This is a genomic window from Pseudogulbenkiania ferrooxidans 2002 (assembly GCF_000174355.1).
GTDB lineage: Bacteria > Pseudomonadota > Gammaproteobacteria > Burkholderiales > Chromobacteriaceae > Pseudogulbenkiania > Pseudogulbenkiania ferrooxidans.
Map to the genome: position 1 here is coordinate 40,863 of NZ_ACIS01000008.1, position 16,455 is coordinate 57,317.

Sequence of the window (16,455 nt, forward strand, 5' to 3'; positions counted from 1 at the left end):
CCTCACGGTTAATGCGCTGCGCGCTGCAGGCAGGTCTGATAGCGTCCGTTCACTCGCTCGGCAAACCACTCGGTGGTCAGCTTGCGGGTGATCTTGGGGCTTTTCAGGTCGATCTGCGGCAACTGTTCGCGCGGTGCCTGGCCGCCGTAGAGCGGGTCGGCCAGGGCATACACTTTGCGGTACAGCTCGGTCTGGCCGAAGGTTGCCAGTTTTTCCTGTTTCAGATCGCGCATGATGGCGTTGTCGCTCATGCCCAGCCGGTTGTCGAGTGCCTGCAGGGCGTTCAAGGTGCTGCCGCCGCTGGCCTGGCCATTTTCATAGCTGAGCAGGTCGCCATCGCGCGCCAGGCGCCGTCCGCTGAGCCGGTTGATGACTGCCTGGAAGGCCGCGTTGCGGCTGCTGTAGCGGCCGGCGTTGAAATCGGCGAAGCGGTACAGCATGTCCTTGTACGGGGCCGGGTATTGCAGCAGGATGGCGCTGCCGAAATACACGCCGCCGCGGCGGCTGAACACTTCATTGCGCAGGCTGGTCTTGCGCGAGTAAGGGTAGGGCCAGGCGCGGACGTGGGCTTCGGCAAACTCCACGCTGACCTGCATCGGTCCGCCGGTGCGGATCGGGTTCTTTTTCATGATGGTGGGAAAGCCGATCTTCTCGGCCTCCGCCGACATGTCTTCGTACAGTTCGTTCATCTGCTTTTCGGTGCGCAGCGTGTCGATGCGCTCCTTGTAGCTGCGGCCGTTGGGCGAGGGCTTGAGCAGGGCGGTCTTCACCAGCGGCAGGGGGATGTGGTAGCCGGCGGCCTTTTCCCCGATCTTGCCCCAGACGATCTTGGGCAGCCCCGGCACCGTCGGGTCGGACTGCCAGCTCGATTCCTGCTCGATGACGGCGGCGGCGGCGCAGAAGTTTTCGGCGGTATAAGGCAACTTCAGGGCGGTGAAGGCGTCGAAGATGTCTTCGGCCCAGCCGGCGCGGTCGCGTATCTTGGCGGGCAGGACCTTGTCCAGGGTGGCGCGGCCTTGCGCTGCGCTGATCGGCGGCACGCGCGGTAGCACCGTGATCGGCTTGCCAATGAGCGGGGGCGTGATGGTCAGCGGGGTTTCCACTGGCGGCAGTTCCACCGGTGCCGATGCCGTGTTGTCCGGCTGCGGGTAGCCATCCGGTGGCACGACGATGGGGGCGGAGGAAGGCTGGCTCACCGGAGTGGTGGGGCTGGCGCAACCGGCCAGGCTGACGGTGAACAGCAGGGACAGGGCGTAGCGGCGTTTCGGCACGATGAGGAACTCGTAAGGCTGGAGAACTGGCGCAAGAGTAGGGTAATGCTCGGGTCAGGGCAAGTGCCGGCCCCACGCCAGACACCGTCGCATCAAGTTTACGCTGTGGCTTGCGGGCGCAGGCCTTATAATGTGTTGTTTTGTTTATGTCTCCGATCGTTCTGTATCCATGAGCAACAAGAATTTGGCCGTCGAGGCTGTTCGAGGCTTGGCGGCGCTGGCAGTGATTTTTTCCCACGCATCCCTGACTTTCTGGCCTTACCTGCACGGTGATTTCGACCAGCTGCGCTCGGGTTTTGAGCGCTGGGTGTTCAATTCGCCTTTCGGCTTCGTGTATTCCGGCTCGGGCGCGGTGTGCGTGTTCTTCGTCCTGAGCGGCTTCGTGCTGGGGCGCAGCGTGCTGGGCCGGGACGGGCTGCTGCAGGCCCTACCCGGCATGGTGGTGCGCCGCTACTTCCGCTTGATGCTGCCGATCCTGATCAGTTGCCTGCTGGCCTGGGCGGTGTTCGCCTTCGCCTTGCCGCGGGTCGACCGGCATGCGCTGGGCGAGTGGATTCGCCTGTTCGGCGCCTTTGATTTCTCGCTGGGGAACGCCGTGGAGCAGGGCTCGGTGGATACCATCCTGTGGGGGGCGGCGGACTACAACTGGGCGTTGTGGACGATGCGCATCGAGTTCTTCGGTTCGCTGCTGGTGTACGCCTTGGCCGCGCTGCTCGATCGCTGGCCGCGTCCGGACTGGCTGTTGCCGGTCGCGGCGCTGGGCTGCCTGTTGCTGGTGCCGGGCAATGGCGTGTACTACGCGCTGTTCGTGTTCGGCCTCTGGCTGGCGGCGAGCGAGTGGACCGTCGATAACCGCCTGCTGGCGCTGTCCGCGCTGCTGGCCGGGCTGTATCTCGTGGGGTATCACGAAGCGAGCAGTTCCTACAATTTCATCGAGCGCAACCTGGATCTGTCCTGGCGCGGCGAGTCGCTGGCCAATTACGATCTGGCAAATGAGCTGGGCGGCATGCTGATCGTCGGCGCGGTGCTGAAGAGCCCGTGGCTGGGGCAGCGTCTTTCCGGGCGCGCCATGGCCTGGCTCGGCCGCATGTCGTTTTCGGCCTACCTGCTGCACATGCTGGTGCTGGCCACGGTGGCGCCGCTGGTGTTCAATGCCCTGAGCCCGACCTTGTCCTACACCGGCGCCTCGCTGTCGAGCCTGGCGGCGTCGGTGGCGGCGATCTATCTGTGCTCGCTGCCCTACGCGCGCTGGGTCGACGATACCAGCATCCACGTCTCGCGCACCGTCAGCCGGCTGGTCTGGCGGCGCTGAGGCCGGCGGGGGCGTCCGCGCCCTGCCGCCGCTTCTTGTCGCGCCCTTCCTTCCTATCGCCAGGTTTCTGCGTGGCGGGAAGGGCACCGTGCTTTTCCCGCCGTGCTCCTGCCGCGGCGTACGCCTGTTAGGCGCATTCTCCTGCGTTCCTTTTCCTCCGGCGGCGGTGTCGACCTGGGTCCGTTCGGGCGTTGTTGGATCGCGCGAGGATGTTTAACATCTTTTAACAAGCACGGCGCGGGGCGACACAGATCCGACAAACTTGCCTCCTACACTGCAAGCACGTTCTCACTACCAAGGAACCCCATCATGAAACGTGCCTTGCTTGTTGCTTTGTCCCTGTTGCCGCTGGCGGCGTTTGCCAAGGATGGCGCGGGGGATCGCTGGACTCAGCCCGATCATGGCTACTACCAGTCTTATCCGTCTTACCGTCCTTACCAGGTACGCATCGAGCGTGGCGTGCAGGATGGCTCGCTGACGCGCTGGGAGGCGCGCCGTCTGCAACGCCAACTGGACGATCTGCGGGCCAAGCGGCGCGATTATCTGGCCGACGGTTATCTGTCGCGCCCCGAGCAGCGCGACCTGGAACGCAGCGAACAGGCGCTGTCGGAGGCGATCCGCTACCAGCGCCACGACGATCAGAACCGCTACTGGCAGCGGTAACCTCGACCGATTTCGGGACGCGGCGCGCAGGCGAGTGTCCCCCGGGTTTTCTCCTCCTCTCTAGACTGGGCCATCCACACGGATGGCCATTTTTTTTGTCGGAGAGGATGGCTGGCGTGGGGAGGTCCAACACCATCGCGGTGGCCAGGAGGGACTGACGCTGGCGAGGCGGCCGCTCACGGCTTGGGAGGGCGGGGGAGGAACCGAGCTGTGCTGGGGGGATGTGGACGTTCTTCGGCCAACCTTGTCGGTCGTGCTCAAGGTTGGCCGAAGAACGGGGGGGCTCAGTAGACGAAACGTTGGCGCAGCTCGTCCAGGTTCAGCTCGTGCAGGATGCTTTCCAGGCGTTGCTCGGCATTCTTGCGCGGTGCGCCGGTGTAGCGGGCGATGATCAGCTCGTTCTTCATCGAATGTTCCCAGCCCACCAGTTCGGTCACCGTCAGTTGGTAGCCGTGCGCCTCCAGCTGCAGGCAGCGCAGCACGTTGGTGAGCTGGCTGCCGAATTCGCGGGTGTGGATCGGGTGGCGCCAGATTTCCGACAGCGGCGTCAGGCCGAAGCTCTGGTTCTTGTTCTTGCGCAGCACCGTGGCCACCTCGGCCTGGCAGCACGGCACCAGCACGATGAAGCGTGCCTGTTTGGCCAGCGCGAACTTGATGGCGTCGTCGGTGGCGGTGTTGCAGGCGTGCAGCGCGGTGACCACGTCGATGCGCTCCGGCAGCAGCGGCGAGGTGATCGACTGCTCCACCGTCAGGTCGAGGAAGCTCATGCGCGGGAAGTCCAGCCGTTCCGCCAGTTCGCGCGAGCGCGCCACCAGCTCGGCGCGGGTCTCGATGCCGTAGACGTGGCCGGCGTTCTTCTCCTTCAGGAACAGGTCGTACAGGATGAAACCGAGGTAGGACTTGCCGGCGCCGTGGTCGGCCAGCGTCAGTTCCCCGCCCTCGGCCAGCACGTCGGCCAGCAGAGGCTCGATGAACTGGTAGAGGTGGTAGACCTGTTTCAGCTTGCGGCGGCTGTCCTGGTTGAGCTTGCCGTCGCGGGTAAGGATGTGCAGTTCCTTGAGCAGTTCGATCGACTGCCCGGGCTTGATGTCGGGGATGGCGCTCACGCTGGGATCCTGAGAAAAGGCGGGTTGGCGCGTATTTTACCAAGCCGGGGCGGTGCAGGGCAGCACAATCATGTGGTGAGGCCCGGGTGTGCTCAGGCGGCGTTCTGCAGCCACTCGACCAAGGGCTGCAGGCGGCGCGAGTGGCGGTCATGCGGGGGACGCACCAGGTAGTAAGCCTTGCCGGTCTGGACGGTGCGCTGCAGCGGCGTCAGCAGGCTGCCGTCGTCCAGCGCATCCTGCACCAGGAAGGGGTCGATCAGCGCCACGCCCAGCCCGCAGCGGGCGGCTTCCACCGCCATCACGTCGGCGTCGAACAGCAATTCCTTCTGTCCCTTGGGCCACTCGCCCGCGGGTAGCCCCAGCCACAGCCGCCAGTCGTGGCGGTCGCGCGTCGAGTGGATCAGCGTCTGCGTGGCCAGATCGTCCGGCGTCAGGGTCTGGCGGCCCTGCAGCAGTGCCGGCGCGGCGACCGGAATCAGCTGCTCGCGGTGCAGCAGCTCGACCGTGACGCCGGGCCAGTCGCCGATGCCGTACTGGATGGCGAGGTCGAACAGGCCCCAGTCGAACGCCGGCTTTTCCTCCCATACCGTGCTGACGCTGATGTCGAGATCGGGAAACTGCTGCTTGAAGGCTTGCAGATGCGGCACCAGCCAGCGCACCGCGATCGACGGCGGCGACTTGATGCGGATGGCGTGGTGGCGCTGGCTGAGCTGGTCGCAGGTCTGGTCGATCTGCAGCAGGGCGTCGTGCACGCTGTGCTGCAGGATCGCGCCTTCCGGCGTCAGGTCGATGCCGCGCTGGCCGCGCACCAGGAGCGGGAAGCCGAAGTGTTCTTCCAGCTTGCGGATCTGGTGGCTGACCGCGCTTTGTGTCAGGTAGAGGGCCTCGGCGGCCTTGGTGAAGCTTTGCAGACGGGCGACCGCTTCAAAGATGCGCAAGGCATTGAGCGGGGGCAGTTTGTTCATCAGGGATGGCGGGCGCGATGGAGTCCGCCACAATCTGCCGGATCGGCACCCGGCTCGTCAATGCGCATTGCAGTTCTTCGCTGATGGTGCCGCAGCGCCAAGCTATCTCGTCGCAGCTCAGCCCCGGCGCGCCCCACAGCGTGACCTCGTCGCCGACCTGCACCTCCGGCAGGGCGGAGAGGTCGATCGCCAGCACGTTCATCGCCACCCGACCCACCAGCGCCGCGCGCCGGCCGTTCACCAGCACCGGGGTGCCGCTGGGGGCTGAACGCGGGTAGCCGTCGCCGTAGCCGGCGCCGACGATGCCGATGCGCATGTCGTGGCGGGCGGTGAAGGCGGCGCCGTAGCCGATGCTGTCGCCGGCCTGGAGCGTGCTGACGTGCACGATGCGCGCGGCGAAGCGCATCACCGGCGCGGCCGCCATCGGCCACAGCCGGGTGTCGGGGTAGAACGGGTTGTTGTTGTAGAGCAGCCCGCCGACGCGGGCCACCGCGCCGTGGGTGCGCGCTTCGCGCAACAGCGCCGCGCTGTTGGCGGCGGTGTAGGGTAGGCCGGTGGCCTCGACCACCTGCAGGAAGCGCCGCCACGGCTCGTCCAGTGGCGTGCCGAGCTGGTCGGCGCAGGCGAAGTGGGTCATCAGCCCGGCGACGCGGCAGAACGGCGTCGCCTGCAACTGGCGCACCACCGCCAGCGCCCGCTCTGGGGTGAAACCGAAGCGGTTCATGCCGGTATTGACCTTGACCCAGACCGTGACCGGCCGCGCCTTCTGGAGCAGCCACTGCAGCTGGTGTTCCGAGCGCAGCACCAGGTCGAGACGGTGCTGCGCGGCGATGTCGACATCGCCTTCCTCCAGCGCCCCTTCCAGCAGCAGGATCTGCGCGCCGATGCCGGCGTGGCGCAGCGTCACGGCGTCGTCCGGCTGGATCAGCGCGAAGCCGTCGGCGTCCGGCAGCGCCAGCGCCACGCGCGTCAGGCCGTGGCCGTAGGCATCCGACTTGAGCACGGCCCAGACCCGCGCCGCGCCGGCCAGCGTCTTGGCCAGGGCGTAATTGCGGCGCAGCGCGGGCAGGTGGATTTCAACGTAAGCGGTCTTGGTCATGGCAGGGCTTTCGGCGGCCGGCGCGGATCAGGCGTCGGCCGCAAGGTCAAGAACGGAACCCGGGATTACTTGAAGGGGTAGATGTCGTAGCTGAAGTACTTGGCCTGGATCTGCTTGTAGGTGCCGTTGCCGAGAATCTGCTTCAGCGCCGCATTCAGCTTGGCACGCAGTTCCTTGTTGCCCTTGCCGACCGCCATCGCCGCGCCCATGTAGTACTTGGGGTCGTTGTAGACCGGGCCGACGAAGGCGAAACCCTTGCCCATCGGCTTTTGCAGGAAGTCCGACTCGCCGATGGTGGCGTCGAGGTAGACGGCGTCGAGGCGCTGGCCGGTCAGGTCGAGGAAGGCGTCGGTGATCTTGCTGTAAACCTTGATCTGGCTGCCCTTCGGCGCCCACTTGGCGTTGGCTTCCTGCATCTGGGTCGAGCTGCGCAGCACGCCGATCTTCTTGCCCTTGAACCAGGCGTCGTTGATCTGGGTGCCTTCCCTGGCCATCAGGCGGCCGGGAATCTTGAAGTACATGTCGCTGAAGTCGACCACCTTGGCGCGCTCCGGGGTGATGCTCATCGAGGCGATGGCGACGTCGAACTTCTTGGCCTGCAGCGCCGGGATGATGCCGTCGAAGTCCATCGCCTTCAGCTCGCACTCGAGCTTGGCCTCGGCGCACAGCGCGCGGGTGATGTCCGGATCGAAGCCGGTGATGCTGCCGTCCGGGTTCATCTTGGAGAACGGCGGGTAACTGGCGTCGGTCACGATGCGCACGGTCTGGGCCTGGGCCAGCCAGGGCAGGGCGCACAGCAGGGTCAGCGTGAGTACTTTTTTGCAGGACATCGTTTTCTCCCTTGGTCGTCGGCGGTGTCAGCCGATGCAGTTAGGCTAAGGGACGCTCGTCCGCGGGAACAAATGATTTATGGCCATTGGGGCATGAGATAAATTCATGCCCATTCGCCCTATGTCCGGCACGCTGGCGGGCGCGATCCGGGCGGTTTTGGGGAAGGGCGGAGGGGGCCCCCGCGCGGGCGCCACGCTGCGGCGGCGCAGCGGGCATGAAAAAAGGCAGCTCGCGGCTGCCTTGGTAGGAGGTGTATCGCCGGCTCAGCTTTCGTGCAGCAGCGAGTGCTGGATTTCGGAGAACGCCTGCGGGACGCGGATGAAGTTGAGCGAGATGCCGAGGCGGCGCGCCATGTGCGAGGTCGAGAACAGGCCGCACACCTCGTAGTGACCGGTCTCCGGGTTGAGCTCCACCACCAGCGCGTGCTGGCGGCCTTGCTGCTTCATGGTGGCGACCATGTGGCCGACCTTGGCCGAGGCGACGTCTTCCAGCTTCAGCGCCTCGAGCTCGACGCGCGGCGTCATCACGTCGCGCACCAGCAAGTCGGCGCGGCGCTTGCCGTGTCCCAGCATGCACTGCATCGGCCGCTCGCCCAGCAGGTCGGTGGCCGTGACCAGGCCGGTGAGGTGGCCGGCGGCGTCGGTGACGAACAGCAGGCGGATGCCGCGGCCGATCATGGCGCGGTGGGCGTCGTCGAGCGGGGTGTCTTCGTGCACGCTGACCGGATCGACCAATTTCAGGTCGGTCATCACCTCGAGCGCGGCGCTGTCCAGCGTGACCGAGCGTCGCGGACGCGCGTCGAGCCGGATGAGGTCGGTGGTGGACGGCAGCGCAATGGTGGGCAGGAATGGGTATTGGTTTTCCATGAGGAAGCTCCTCTGCGTATTGTGGCTGTATCGCGGCCGGGTGCCATGCCAGCGCACCTTGTGGGAACCTGCTCACGAACTGGCGGCGCGTCCCAGACCGGGGTTGAGCACGGCTCGAATCCTGCTGCGCTGATCGGCGCATGGCGGTGTCCGGGCTGCTCTTCACTCCGCTGAGGGCCGCTCGCGTCGGGGCGTGAACGGGTCCTGAGCCTGCACACCTTTCACGGCGGGGGAGGCTCCCCCTTCGCAAAAAGACAACCCATTCTAGGCACGTTTCGCCAGCGCTTTAAAGTCCTTTGGCATGGACAATTGTTACGGTTTGTTCACCTGTAAAAAAACCCCGTTGCGCCGGGGGCGGAACGGGGTTGGCCGAAGAGCGGGGCTCAGCGCGTGATCGGCTTGTAGCGGATACGCTTGGGCTTGGCTCCTTCCTCGCCCAGGCGTTTCTTCTTGTCGGCCTCGTACTCCTGGTAGTTGCCGTCGAAGAAGGTCCATTGCGACTCGCCTTCCGCCGCCAGGATGTGGGTGGCGATACGGTCGAGGAACCAGCGGTCGTGGGAGATCACGAACACGGTGCCGGCGAACTCCAGTAGCGCATCTTCCAGCGCACGCAGGGTTTCCACGTCGAGGTCGTTGGACGGTTCGTCGAGCAGCAGCACGTTGCCGCCCTTGAGCAGGGTCTTGGCCAGGTGCAACCGGCCACGCTCGCCGCCGGACAGCATGCCGACCTTCTTCTGCTGGTCGCCGCCCTTGAAGTTGAAGCGGCCGAGGTAAGCCCGGCTCGACATCTCGAAGCGGCCGACGTTGAGAATGTCCAAGCCGCCGGAGACGTCTTCGAACACCGTCTTGTCGGCGTCCAGGCCTTCACGGCTCTGTTCGACGAAGGCCATCTGCACGGTCTGGCCGATCTTCACCGTACCGGAATCCGGTTGTTCCTTGCCGGCGATCATCTTGAACAGTGTCGATTTACCGGCGCCGTTGGGGCCGATGATGCCGACGATGGCGCCGGCCGGGGCCTTGAAGCTCAGGTTGTCGATCAGCAGGCGGTCGCCGAAGCCCTTGGACACGCCGTCGAACTCGATCACCTCGCTACCCAGGCGCTCGGCCACCGGGATGAAGATTTCCTGGGTCTCGTTGCGCTTCTGGTGCTCGTGGCTCGACAGTTCCTCGAAGCGCGCGATACGGGCCTTGGACTTGGCCTGGCGTCCCTTGGGGTTCTGGCGCACCCATTCCAGTTCCTGCTTCATCGCCTTGATACGCGCGCCTTCCTGCTTGGCCTCGGTCTCCAGGCGCGCTTCCTTCTGTTCCAGCCAGCTGGAATAGTTGCCCTTCCACGGGATGCCCTCGCCGCGGTCCAGTTCCAGGATCCATTCGGCGGCGTTGTCGAGGAAGTAGCGGTCGTGGGTGACGGCCACCACGGTGCCGGGGAAACGCACCAGGAACTGTTCCAGCCATTCCACCGATTCGGCATCGAGGTGGTTGGTCGGCTCGTCGAGCAGCAGCATGTCCGGCTGCGACAGCAGCAGTTTGCACAGCGCCACGCGGCGCTTCTCGCCGCCCGACAGCGGGCCGATCTTGGCGTCCCACGGCGGCAGGCGCAGCGCGTCGGCGGCGATTTCCAGCTGGTGTTCGACGTTGTCGCCGGCACCGGCCGAGATGATCGCCTCCAGGCGCGCCTGCTCTTCGGCCAGGGCGTCGAAGTCGGCATCCGGCTCGGCGTAGGCGGCGTACACCTCTTCCAGGCGCTTCTGCGCGCCCATCACGTCGCCCATGCCGCTTTCCACTTCCTCGCGCACCGTCTTGTCGGCATCGAGTTGCGGTTCCTGCGGCAGGTAGCCGATCTTGACGCCGGCCAGGTGCTGCACCTCGCCGTCGTATTCCTTGTCGACGTCGGCCATGATGCGCAGCACGGTCGACTTGCCGGAGCCGTTCAGGCCCAGCAGGCCGATCTTGGCGCCGGGGAAGAACGACAGCGAGATATCCTTGATGATCTGGCGCTTGGGCGGCACCACCTTGCTCACGCGGAGCATAGACATTACGTATTGGGCCATGACGGTTCCACGCTGATTGATGAATCGTTAACCGGCCGATTCTACCAAAAGCCCGCGCTTCGCGTGGGGCACCCGCAGAAGCGGCGCGTCTGTACGGCGACTTCGGCCAACGTGGAGGGGCCGGAGCGGCCGTTCAGAGCATGAACGCCAGTGCAAAAGTGGCCAGCATGGCGAAGGCGCAGCCGATCTTGGCGACGGTACCGACGACAAAGCCGAGGAAGGTGCCGATGCCGACCTTGCCGGCTTGGTAGATGTCGCGCCGGGCGAGGAATTCACCGATAGCCGCGCCGATGAGCGGGCCCAGGATGACGCCCGGCAGGGCGAAGAACAGGCCGACCAGGCTGCCCGCAAAGGCGCCCCACAAGGCCTTCCGGCTGGCGCCGGTGGCCTTGGCACCGAGCAGGCCGGCGACGAAGTCGATGGCCAGGCCGATTACGGCGAGCAGCCCCAGCACGCCCAGCGTCAGCGCCCCGACGTGCTGGAAATCCTCCGCCCAGCCGGCCAGCGCGAAGCCGCCCAGCATCAGCGGCAGGCCGGGCAGGGCCGGGAACACGGTGCCGGCCAGGCCGGCCAGTACCAGCAGCGCGGACAGCGCATAGAGCAGGATATCCAAGGGTATGTCCGGAAGGAGGGCAGGGAAGGATAAGAAACGGCGGCCGCGGCGAAGTTCCGCCACGGCCGCCGTGTGCCTCGGGGTTGGCCGAAGCCTTAGACGATGTACTCGTCCAGCAGCGTCTGCTGGGCGCAATGCACCTTGCCGCGCGCATGGCGCCGCTTGTAGCTGCCGTCGGGCTGCATGTCCCAGGCGTTGACGTTGTCTTCGAGGTAGATGCGCAGCCCTTCCTTGATCATGCGGCGCTTGATCTTGGGATCGAGCACCGGCACGCAGGTCTCGATGCGGCGGAAGAAGTTGCGCCCCATCCAGTCGGCACTGGAGAAGTACAGGTTTTCCGCCTTGTCGTTGTAGAAGTAGAACACGCGCGGGTGTTCGAGGAAGCGGCCGACGATGGAGCGCACGCTGATGTTGTCGGATAGTCCCTCCACGCCCGGGCGCAGGGCGCACACGCCACGCACGATCAGCTGGATCTTCACCCCGGCCTGGCTGGCGCGGTACAGCGCGTTGATCACCTCCGGCTCCAGCAAGGAATTCATCTTGGCGATGATCTGCGCCGGGCGCCCCTCGCTGGCGTGCTTGGCCTCGCGCTCGATCGCCTCGATGATCATGCTGTGCAGCGTGAACGGCGACTGGTGCAGCAGCTTCAGCTTGCTCGCCTTGCCCAGCCCGGTGAGTTCGATGAACAGGTCGTTGACGTCGCTGGCCAGCTGCTCGTTGCAGGAGATCAGCCCGAAGTCGGTGTAGAGGCGGGCGGTACGCGGATGGTAGTTGCCGGTGCCCAGGTGCACGTAGCGTTTCAGCCCGCTCTCTTCGCGCCGCACCACCATCAGCATCTTGGCGTGCACCTTGTAGCCGAACACGCCGTACACCACGTGCGCGCCGGCGTCTTCCAGGCGCGAGGCCCAGCCGATGTTGGCTTCCTCGTCGAAGCGCGCCATCAGCTCCACCACCACCGTTACCTGCTTGCCAGCGCGGGCGGCGGCGATCAACGACTCCATCAGCACCGAGTCGGTACCGGTGCGGTACACCGTCATCTTGATCGCCACTACCTGCGGGTCGGTGGCGGCCAGGTTCAACAGGTCGATGACCGGCTGGAAGCTCTGGTAAGGATGATGCAGCAGCACGTCGCCCTGGCGGATCACGTCGAACAGGCCGGATTTCTTCTGCAACGCCGCCGGCAGCGTCGGCACGAACGAGGCGAACTTCAGGTCCGGGCGGTCGACCAGGTCTGGCACCTGCATCAGCCGCACCAGGTTGACCGGGCCGTCGACGCGATAGACGTTTTCCGGCTCCAGCCCGAACTGGGTGACCAGGAAGTCCTGCATGTGCTGCGGGCAGGTGTCGGCGATCTCCAGCCGCACGCTGTCGCCGAACTGACGCTGACGTAGTTCGCCCTGCAGCGCGGTGCGCAGGTTCTTCATGTCCTCGTCCTCGACGTTCAGCTCGCTGTCGCGGGTGACGCGGAACTGGTAGCAGCCCTTGACCGACATGCCGAGGAACAGCTCGTGCACGTGGGCGTGCAGGATCGACGACAGGAACACGAACAGGTGCTTGCCGTCGGACAGTTCCTCCGGCAGCTTGATCACGCGCGGCAGGATGCGCGGCGCCTGCACGATGGCGATGCCCGACTGGCGCCCGAAGGCGTCCTTGCCCTCCAGCTCGACGGCGAAGTTGAGCGACTTGTTCAGTACCTTGGGGAAGGGGTGCGAGGGGTCGAGCCCGATCGGCGTCAACAGCGGCATGACTTCGCGGAAGAAGTAACCCTTGACCCATTCGCGCTGCTCGTCGGTCCAGTCGATGCGCCGCAGGAACAGGATGCCTTCCTCGCGCAGGGCCGGGAACAGGATATCGCGCATCACCGCGTATTGTTCGCGGATCAGCACGTGGGTGGCTTCCGAGACCTTGCGCAGCGCCTGGTGCGGCGTCATCCCGTCCGGCAGCGGCGCATCCGGCTGGGTCTCCACCATCTCGTTGAGCCAAGCCATACGGACTTCGAAGAATTCGTCGAGATTGGACGAGACGATACACAGGAAGCGCAGCCGCTCCAGGAGAGGCAGGCGGGGGTCTTCGGCCTGGGCCAGGACCCGTCGGTTGAATTGGATCAGTCCGAGTTCGCGGTTGAGCAGCAGGTCGTTCTGTTGCGACATGGTTGTTGAGTGGGCTCGCGCTGGTTGTAGGGACGAAAAAGCCCTCGCGCGGAGGGCTTTGCCGGGATCAGTTGCTTCCTGGTGGGGTGTAGCCTGCCGGTGCATCGGCGCCGTCGCCGAAGAAGTACGCTTCCAGTTGGGCGGCCAGGTACTGGCGGGCGCGGGCGTCGGCCAGGTTGAGGCGGTTTTCGTTGATCAGCATGGTCTGGTAACGCAGCCAGCCTTGCCAGGCTTCCTTGGAGACATTCTCGAATACCCGCTTGCCCAGTTCACCCGGCAGCGGCGGGAAATCCATGCCTTCCGCTTCGCGGCCCAGCTTGATGCAGTTGACGGTTCTAGCCATTGCGCTTCCTTGCAGCTAATTGGATAACAGATTACTACCGTATTGTGTCATAGAGATGACAGGGCTTCCAGCCAAGAACGGGCTCAGCGCAAGGGTTTGATGAACACCTTGGAGCGGCGCTGGTAATTGTAGAGCCGCTGCTTCCCCAGCGGGAGTTGGCTGATGTCGGCGGCGGCGAAGCCACGCTCGACGAACCAGTGCGCGGTCTGGGTGGTGAGCACGAACAGCGAGGCCAGGCCCTGCGCGCGCGCCAGGTATTCGACGTGCTTGAGCAGCTCCTCGCCAAAGCCGGCGTCGCGTTTCTGCTGGGAGACCGCGAGGCAGGCCAGTTCCGCCATGCCGGCGTCGGGGAAGGGGTGCATGGCGACGCAGCCAAAGATCTTGCCGTCGTGCTCCAGCACCGAATACGACTTGATCTCCATCTCCAGCAACTCGCGGCTGCGCTTGACCAGGATGCCCTGTTCTTCCAGTGGACGGATCAGGTCGATGATGTCGCCGATGTCGTCGATCGACGCGTTGCGCACCTTCACCAGCGGATCGCGCGCCAGCATGGTGCCGTTGCCGCCGTCGGTGAACAGTTCTTCCAGGATGGCGCCGTCGTCGAAGCGGCCGATCATGTGGGCCCGAGCCACGCCCTGGCGCACCGCCTTCACCGCGTACGGCATGTAGGCGGCCACGTCACCCTGCAGGTTGCCGCTGGCGATCAGCGCTTCAGCCTCGTGGGCGGTGAGCGTGCTGGCGAACTCGCCCTGGCTGTTGGTGACGCCTTGGCTGTCCACCATGAACAGCAGTTTTTCCGCTTTCAGGGCGATGGCGATGTGGGTGGCGACTTCTTCCATGGTCAGGTTGAACGCCTCGCCGGTGGGCGAGTAGCCGATGCAGGAGACCAGCACCAGGTCGCCGGCGTCGAGGCGCGCCTGCATCGCCTCGCTGTCGACCCGGCGTACGCTGCCGGTGTACTGCATGTCCATGCCCTCGATCACCCCCATCGGCTGGGCGGTGAGGAAGTTGCCGCTGGCGACGCGCAATTGGCTGCCCTGCACCGGGACATGGCGCATGCTGGACGACAGCGCGGCTTCGATCTCGTGGCGGGTATAGCCCACCGCCTGCTTGACCAGCTCCAGCGTCTGGCTGTCGGTGCTGCGTTTGTCGCCGCGGAAAACCTGGGCATGTCCGGCACGCTGGGCCAGCACGTCGATCTGCCAGCGCGCGCCGTGCACCAGTACGATGCGTACGCCCAGGCTGACCAGCAGGTGGATGTCCTTGGCCAGGCTGGGAAAGCGGCCATCGCGCACGGTTTCGCCGTTGATCGCCATGACGAAAGTCTTGCCGCGGAAGGCGTTGATGTAAGGGGCGGCTTCACGGAAAGAGAGGACAAACTCTCTGGTCAGCATGTCGGTTCTGGCTCCTGCCTGGGTCGGGTTTGAGGTGGCGCCAAGGGTAGCAGGAATGAGGGGGTATTTCATCTGGTCGCAGCCTGAGCTACGCCGCTGCCTGGCGGTCGCCGCGCGATCTCGGCCGGCGAGGCCTCGGCTGATGCGGTGCGGATGATCGGCTGCCGTGGCGCAGACCGGAAGGGTATGTGGATACCGGGGTGCGGCAGCGGTAAGGCGGCGGCACGCCCGGCGTCTTCCTGGCGTGGTCGGGGCAGGGGATGGTACTTGGACGATGCTTCTGCTGGCATGGCAAGGCTCCCTGGCTCAGGAGGCCTTGCCCGCCGGGGCCACACGGTCCTAGCTTCCCTTTTTATTGATCAGTATTTGCTGCACCTTGAGGATATTCAAGGCCTGGCCCAACTGGTAATCGGCTTTTGGGTTCGGCTCACGCGAGGACGATTCGTCGGGCGCGTCCTTGCCATTGTCCGGCGCGGGCTGCGCCGGTGCGGCCGGCTTGATCGTCGGGCGCTTGAGCACCGGCTTGGCCGGGGCCTTGTCGTCACCGTTGGGGTTGGCCAGGTGGTTTTCCAGGTCGGCCTCGCGCACGCGCAACGGTTGCTGATCGTTCGCGTTGAGCGTGCCGTCTTCCACCACCACGTCGGGTTCGATGCCCTTGGCCTGGATCGAGCGGCCGTTCGGCGTGAAGTAGCGCGCGGTGGTGAGCTTGATGCCACCTGCGTTGCCCAGTGGCAGCACCGACTGTACCGAGCCCTTGCCGAAGGTCTGGGTGCCGACCACGACGGCGCGCTTGTGGTCCTGCAGCGCGCCGGCGACGATTTCCGAGGCCGAGGCCGAACCGCCGTTGACCAGCACCACCATCGGGATGTTCTTGATGCCGGCCGGCAGCTTGGCCAGCGGGTCGGCAGCGCCGCGGGCGTAGTTCTGCACCTTGGCGGTCAGGCGCATCTTGGAGTCTTCGGCGCGGCCTTCGGTGTACACCACCAGGGCATCCTTGGGCAGGAAGGCGGCGGAGACGCCGACGGCGCCGTTGAGCAGGCCGCCCGGGTCGTCGCGCAGGTCGAGGATTACCCCCTTGAGCGGGGTCTTGTTGTCTTTGTACAGTGTCTGCAGGGCCTGGGCCAGGTTTTCCACCGTGTGTTCCTGGAACTGGGTGACGCGCACGTAGCCGTAATCCTGTTCCAGCAGCTTGAATTTCACGCTCTTGGTCTTGATCACCGCGCGCACCAGGGTGACCACGCGCGGCTTGGTCTCGCTCTTGCGGGCGATGGTCAGGGTGACCTTGGTGCCGGGCTTGCCGCGCATGCGCTTGACGGCGTCGTTGAGGCTCAGGCCGCGCACCGGGGTGTCGTCGATCTTGATGATGAGGTCGCCGCTCTTGACGCCGGCCTTCTGCGCCGGGGTGTCCTCGATCGGGGCGATGACCTTGACCAGGCCGTCTTCGGCGCCGATCTCGATGCCGAGACCGCCGAATTCGCCCTGGGTGCCTTCGCGCATTTCCTTGAAGGCCTCGGGGTCGAGGTAGTCGGAGTGCGGATCGAGGCCGGTCAGCATGCCCTTGATCGCCTCGTTGATCAGCTTCTTGTCTTCCACCGGCTCGACGTAGTCCTGCTTGATGCGGCCGAATACTTCGGCGAAGGTGCGCAGCTCGTTGAGCGGCAGCGGCGAGCTGGCCTCCTTGTCGGCAAACGCCTGCAGGCTCAAGGTCAAGGCGCCGCCTGCCAGTGCCCCGGCGGTAAGCAGGGCCAGTTTCTTCATGCGTGGACTCGTCATAGTGTCTGTGTATTCCCG

13 protein-coding genes and 1 pseudogene are annotated in these 16,455 nt (G+C 65.4%); 2 read left to right on the forward strand and 12 right to left on the reverse strand.

All coding sequences use genetic code 11. The features are described from left to right. Nucleotides 1–8: 8 nt before the first annotated feature. Nucleotides 9–1,271 carry a DUF1615 domain-containing protein gene (locus FURADRAFT_RS14285; RefSeq protein ID WP_008954877.1) on the reverse strand — a complete coding sequence of 421 codons (1,263 nt, stop codon included), beginning with the start codon at nucleotides 1,269–1,271 and terminating at the stop codon, nucleotides 9–11. A gap of 169 nt (nucleotides 1,272–1,440) precedes the next feature. Here FURADRAFT_RS14285 and FURADRAFT_RS14290 point away from each other — a divergent pair, with 169 nt between their 5' ends. Together FURADRAFT_RS14290 and FURADRAFT_RS14295 are read left to right on the forward strand one after the other, a co-directional pair. Beyond that, complete coding sequence (locus FURADRAFT_RS14290; RefSeq protein ID WP_150105080.1) at nucleotides 1,441–2,583, forward strand: acyltransferase family protein; 1,143 nt, start codon at nucleotides 1,441–1,443, stop codon at nucleotides 2,581–2,583. 309 nt (nucleotides 2,584–2,892) lie between these two features. Further along, nucleotides 2,893–3,246 (forward strand): hypothetical protein, encoded by a 354-nt coding sequence (locus tag FURADRAFT_RS14295; protein ID WP_008954879.1) that lies wholly within the window; start codon nucleotides 2,893–2,895, stop codon nucleotides 3,244–3,246. Nucleotides 3,247–3,530: 284 nt separating this feature from the next. Here FURADRAFT_RS14295 and FURADRAFT_RS14300 read toward each other — a convergent pair whose 3' ends face one another. From FURADRAFT_RS14300 to FURADRAFT_RS14350, 11 genes and pseudogenes are all read right to left on the reverse strand, one after another. Then, nucleotides 3,531–4,352, reverse strand: a complete 822-nt coding sequence (locus FURADRAFT_RS14300) for a class I SAM-dependent methyltransferase (protein WP_008954880.1) — start codon at nucleotides 4,350–4,352, stop codon at nucleotides 3,531–3,533. 92 nt (nucleotides 4,353–4,444) lie between these two features. Next, nucleotides 4,445–5,317, reverse strand: coding sequence for a LysR substrate-binding domain-containing protein (locus FURADRAFT_RS14305; protein WP_008954881.1), 873 nt, complete (start codon nucleotides 5,315–5,317; stop codon nucleotides 4,445–4,447). After that, nucleotides 5,277–6,416, reverse strand: coding sequence for an alanine racemase (gene alr / locus FURADRAFT_RS14310; RefSeq protein ID WP_008954882.1), 1,140 nt, complete (start codon nucleotides 6,414–6,416; stop codon nucleotides 5,277–5,279). The genes FURADRAFT_RS14305 and alr overlap by 41 nt, the downstream gene beginning before the upstream one ends. 65 nt (nucleotides 6,417–6,481) lie before the next feature. Next, nucleotides 6,482–7,246 carry a transporter substrate-binding domain-containing protein gene (locus FURADRAFT_RS14315; protein WP_008954883.1) on the reverse strand — a complete coding sequence of 255 codons (765 nt, stop codon included), beginning with the start codon at nucleotides 7,244–7,246 and terminating at the stop codon, nucleotides 6,482–6,484. Between the two features lie 264 nt (nucleotides 7,247–7,510). After that, the gene (locus FURADRAFT_RS14320; protein ID WP_008954884.1) at nucleotides 7,511–8,113 is read right to left on the reverse strand and encodes a CBS domain-containing protein; all 603 of its coding nucleotides are present in this window, start codon (nucleotides 8,111–8,113) and stop codon (nucleotides 7,511–7,513) included. Between the two features lie 383 nt (nucleotides 8,114–8,496). Beyond that, nucleotides 8,497–10,164: an energy-dependent translational throttle protein EttA gene (gene ettA / locus FURADRAFT_RS14325; RefSeq protein ID WP_008954885.1), complete on the reverse strand. Its 1,668-nt coding sequence runs from the start codon at nucleotides 10,162–10,164 to the stop codon at nucleotides 8,497–8,499. Nucleotides 10,165–10,297: 133 nt separating this feature from the next. After that, entirely contained in the window at nucleotides 10,298–10,777 is a 480-nt protein-coding gene (locus tag FURADRAFT_RS14330) for a DUF456 domain-containing protein (RefSeq protein WP_008954886.1), read from the reverse strand. A gap of 95 nt (nucleotides 10,778–10,872) precedes the next feature. Further along, a pseudogene (gene ppk1 / locus FURADRAFT_RS14335) lies at nucleotides 10,873–12,930 on the reverse strand (polyphosphate kinase 1); the annotation flags it as partial. 64 nt (nucleotides 12,931–12,994) lie between these two features. Continuing rightward, entirely contained in the window at nucleotides 12,995–13,270 is a 276-nt protein-coding gene (locus FURADRAFT_RS14340) for an oxidative damage protection protein (protein ID WP_008954888.1), read from the reverse strand. A gap of 83 nt (nucleotides 13,271–13,353) precedes the next feature. After that, nucleotides 13,354–14,664: an amino-acid N-acetyltransferase gene (gene argA / locus FURADRAFT_RS14345; protein ID WP_008954889.1), complete on the reverse strand. Its 1,311-nt coding sequence runs from the start codon at nucleotides 14,662–14,664 to the stop codon at nucleotides 13,354–13,356. Nucleotides 14,665–15,003: 339 nt separating this feature from the next. Beyond that, a complete protein-coding gene (locus FURADRAFT_RS14350; RefSeq protein ID WP_008954890.1) occupies nucleotides 15,004–16,422 on the reverse strand; it encodes a S41 family peptidase in 1,419 nt (472 codons plus the stop codon). Nucleotides 16,423–16,455 lie beyond the last annotated feature (33 nt).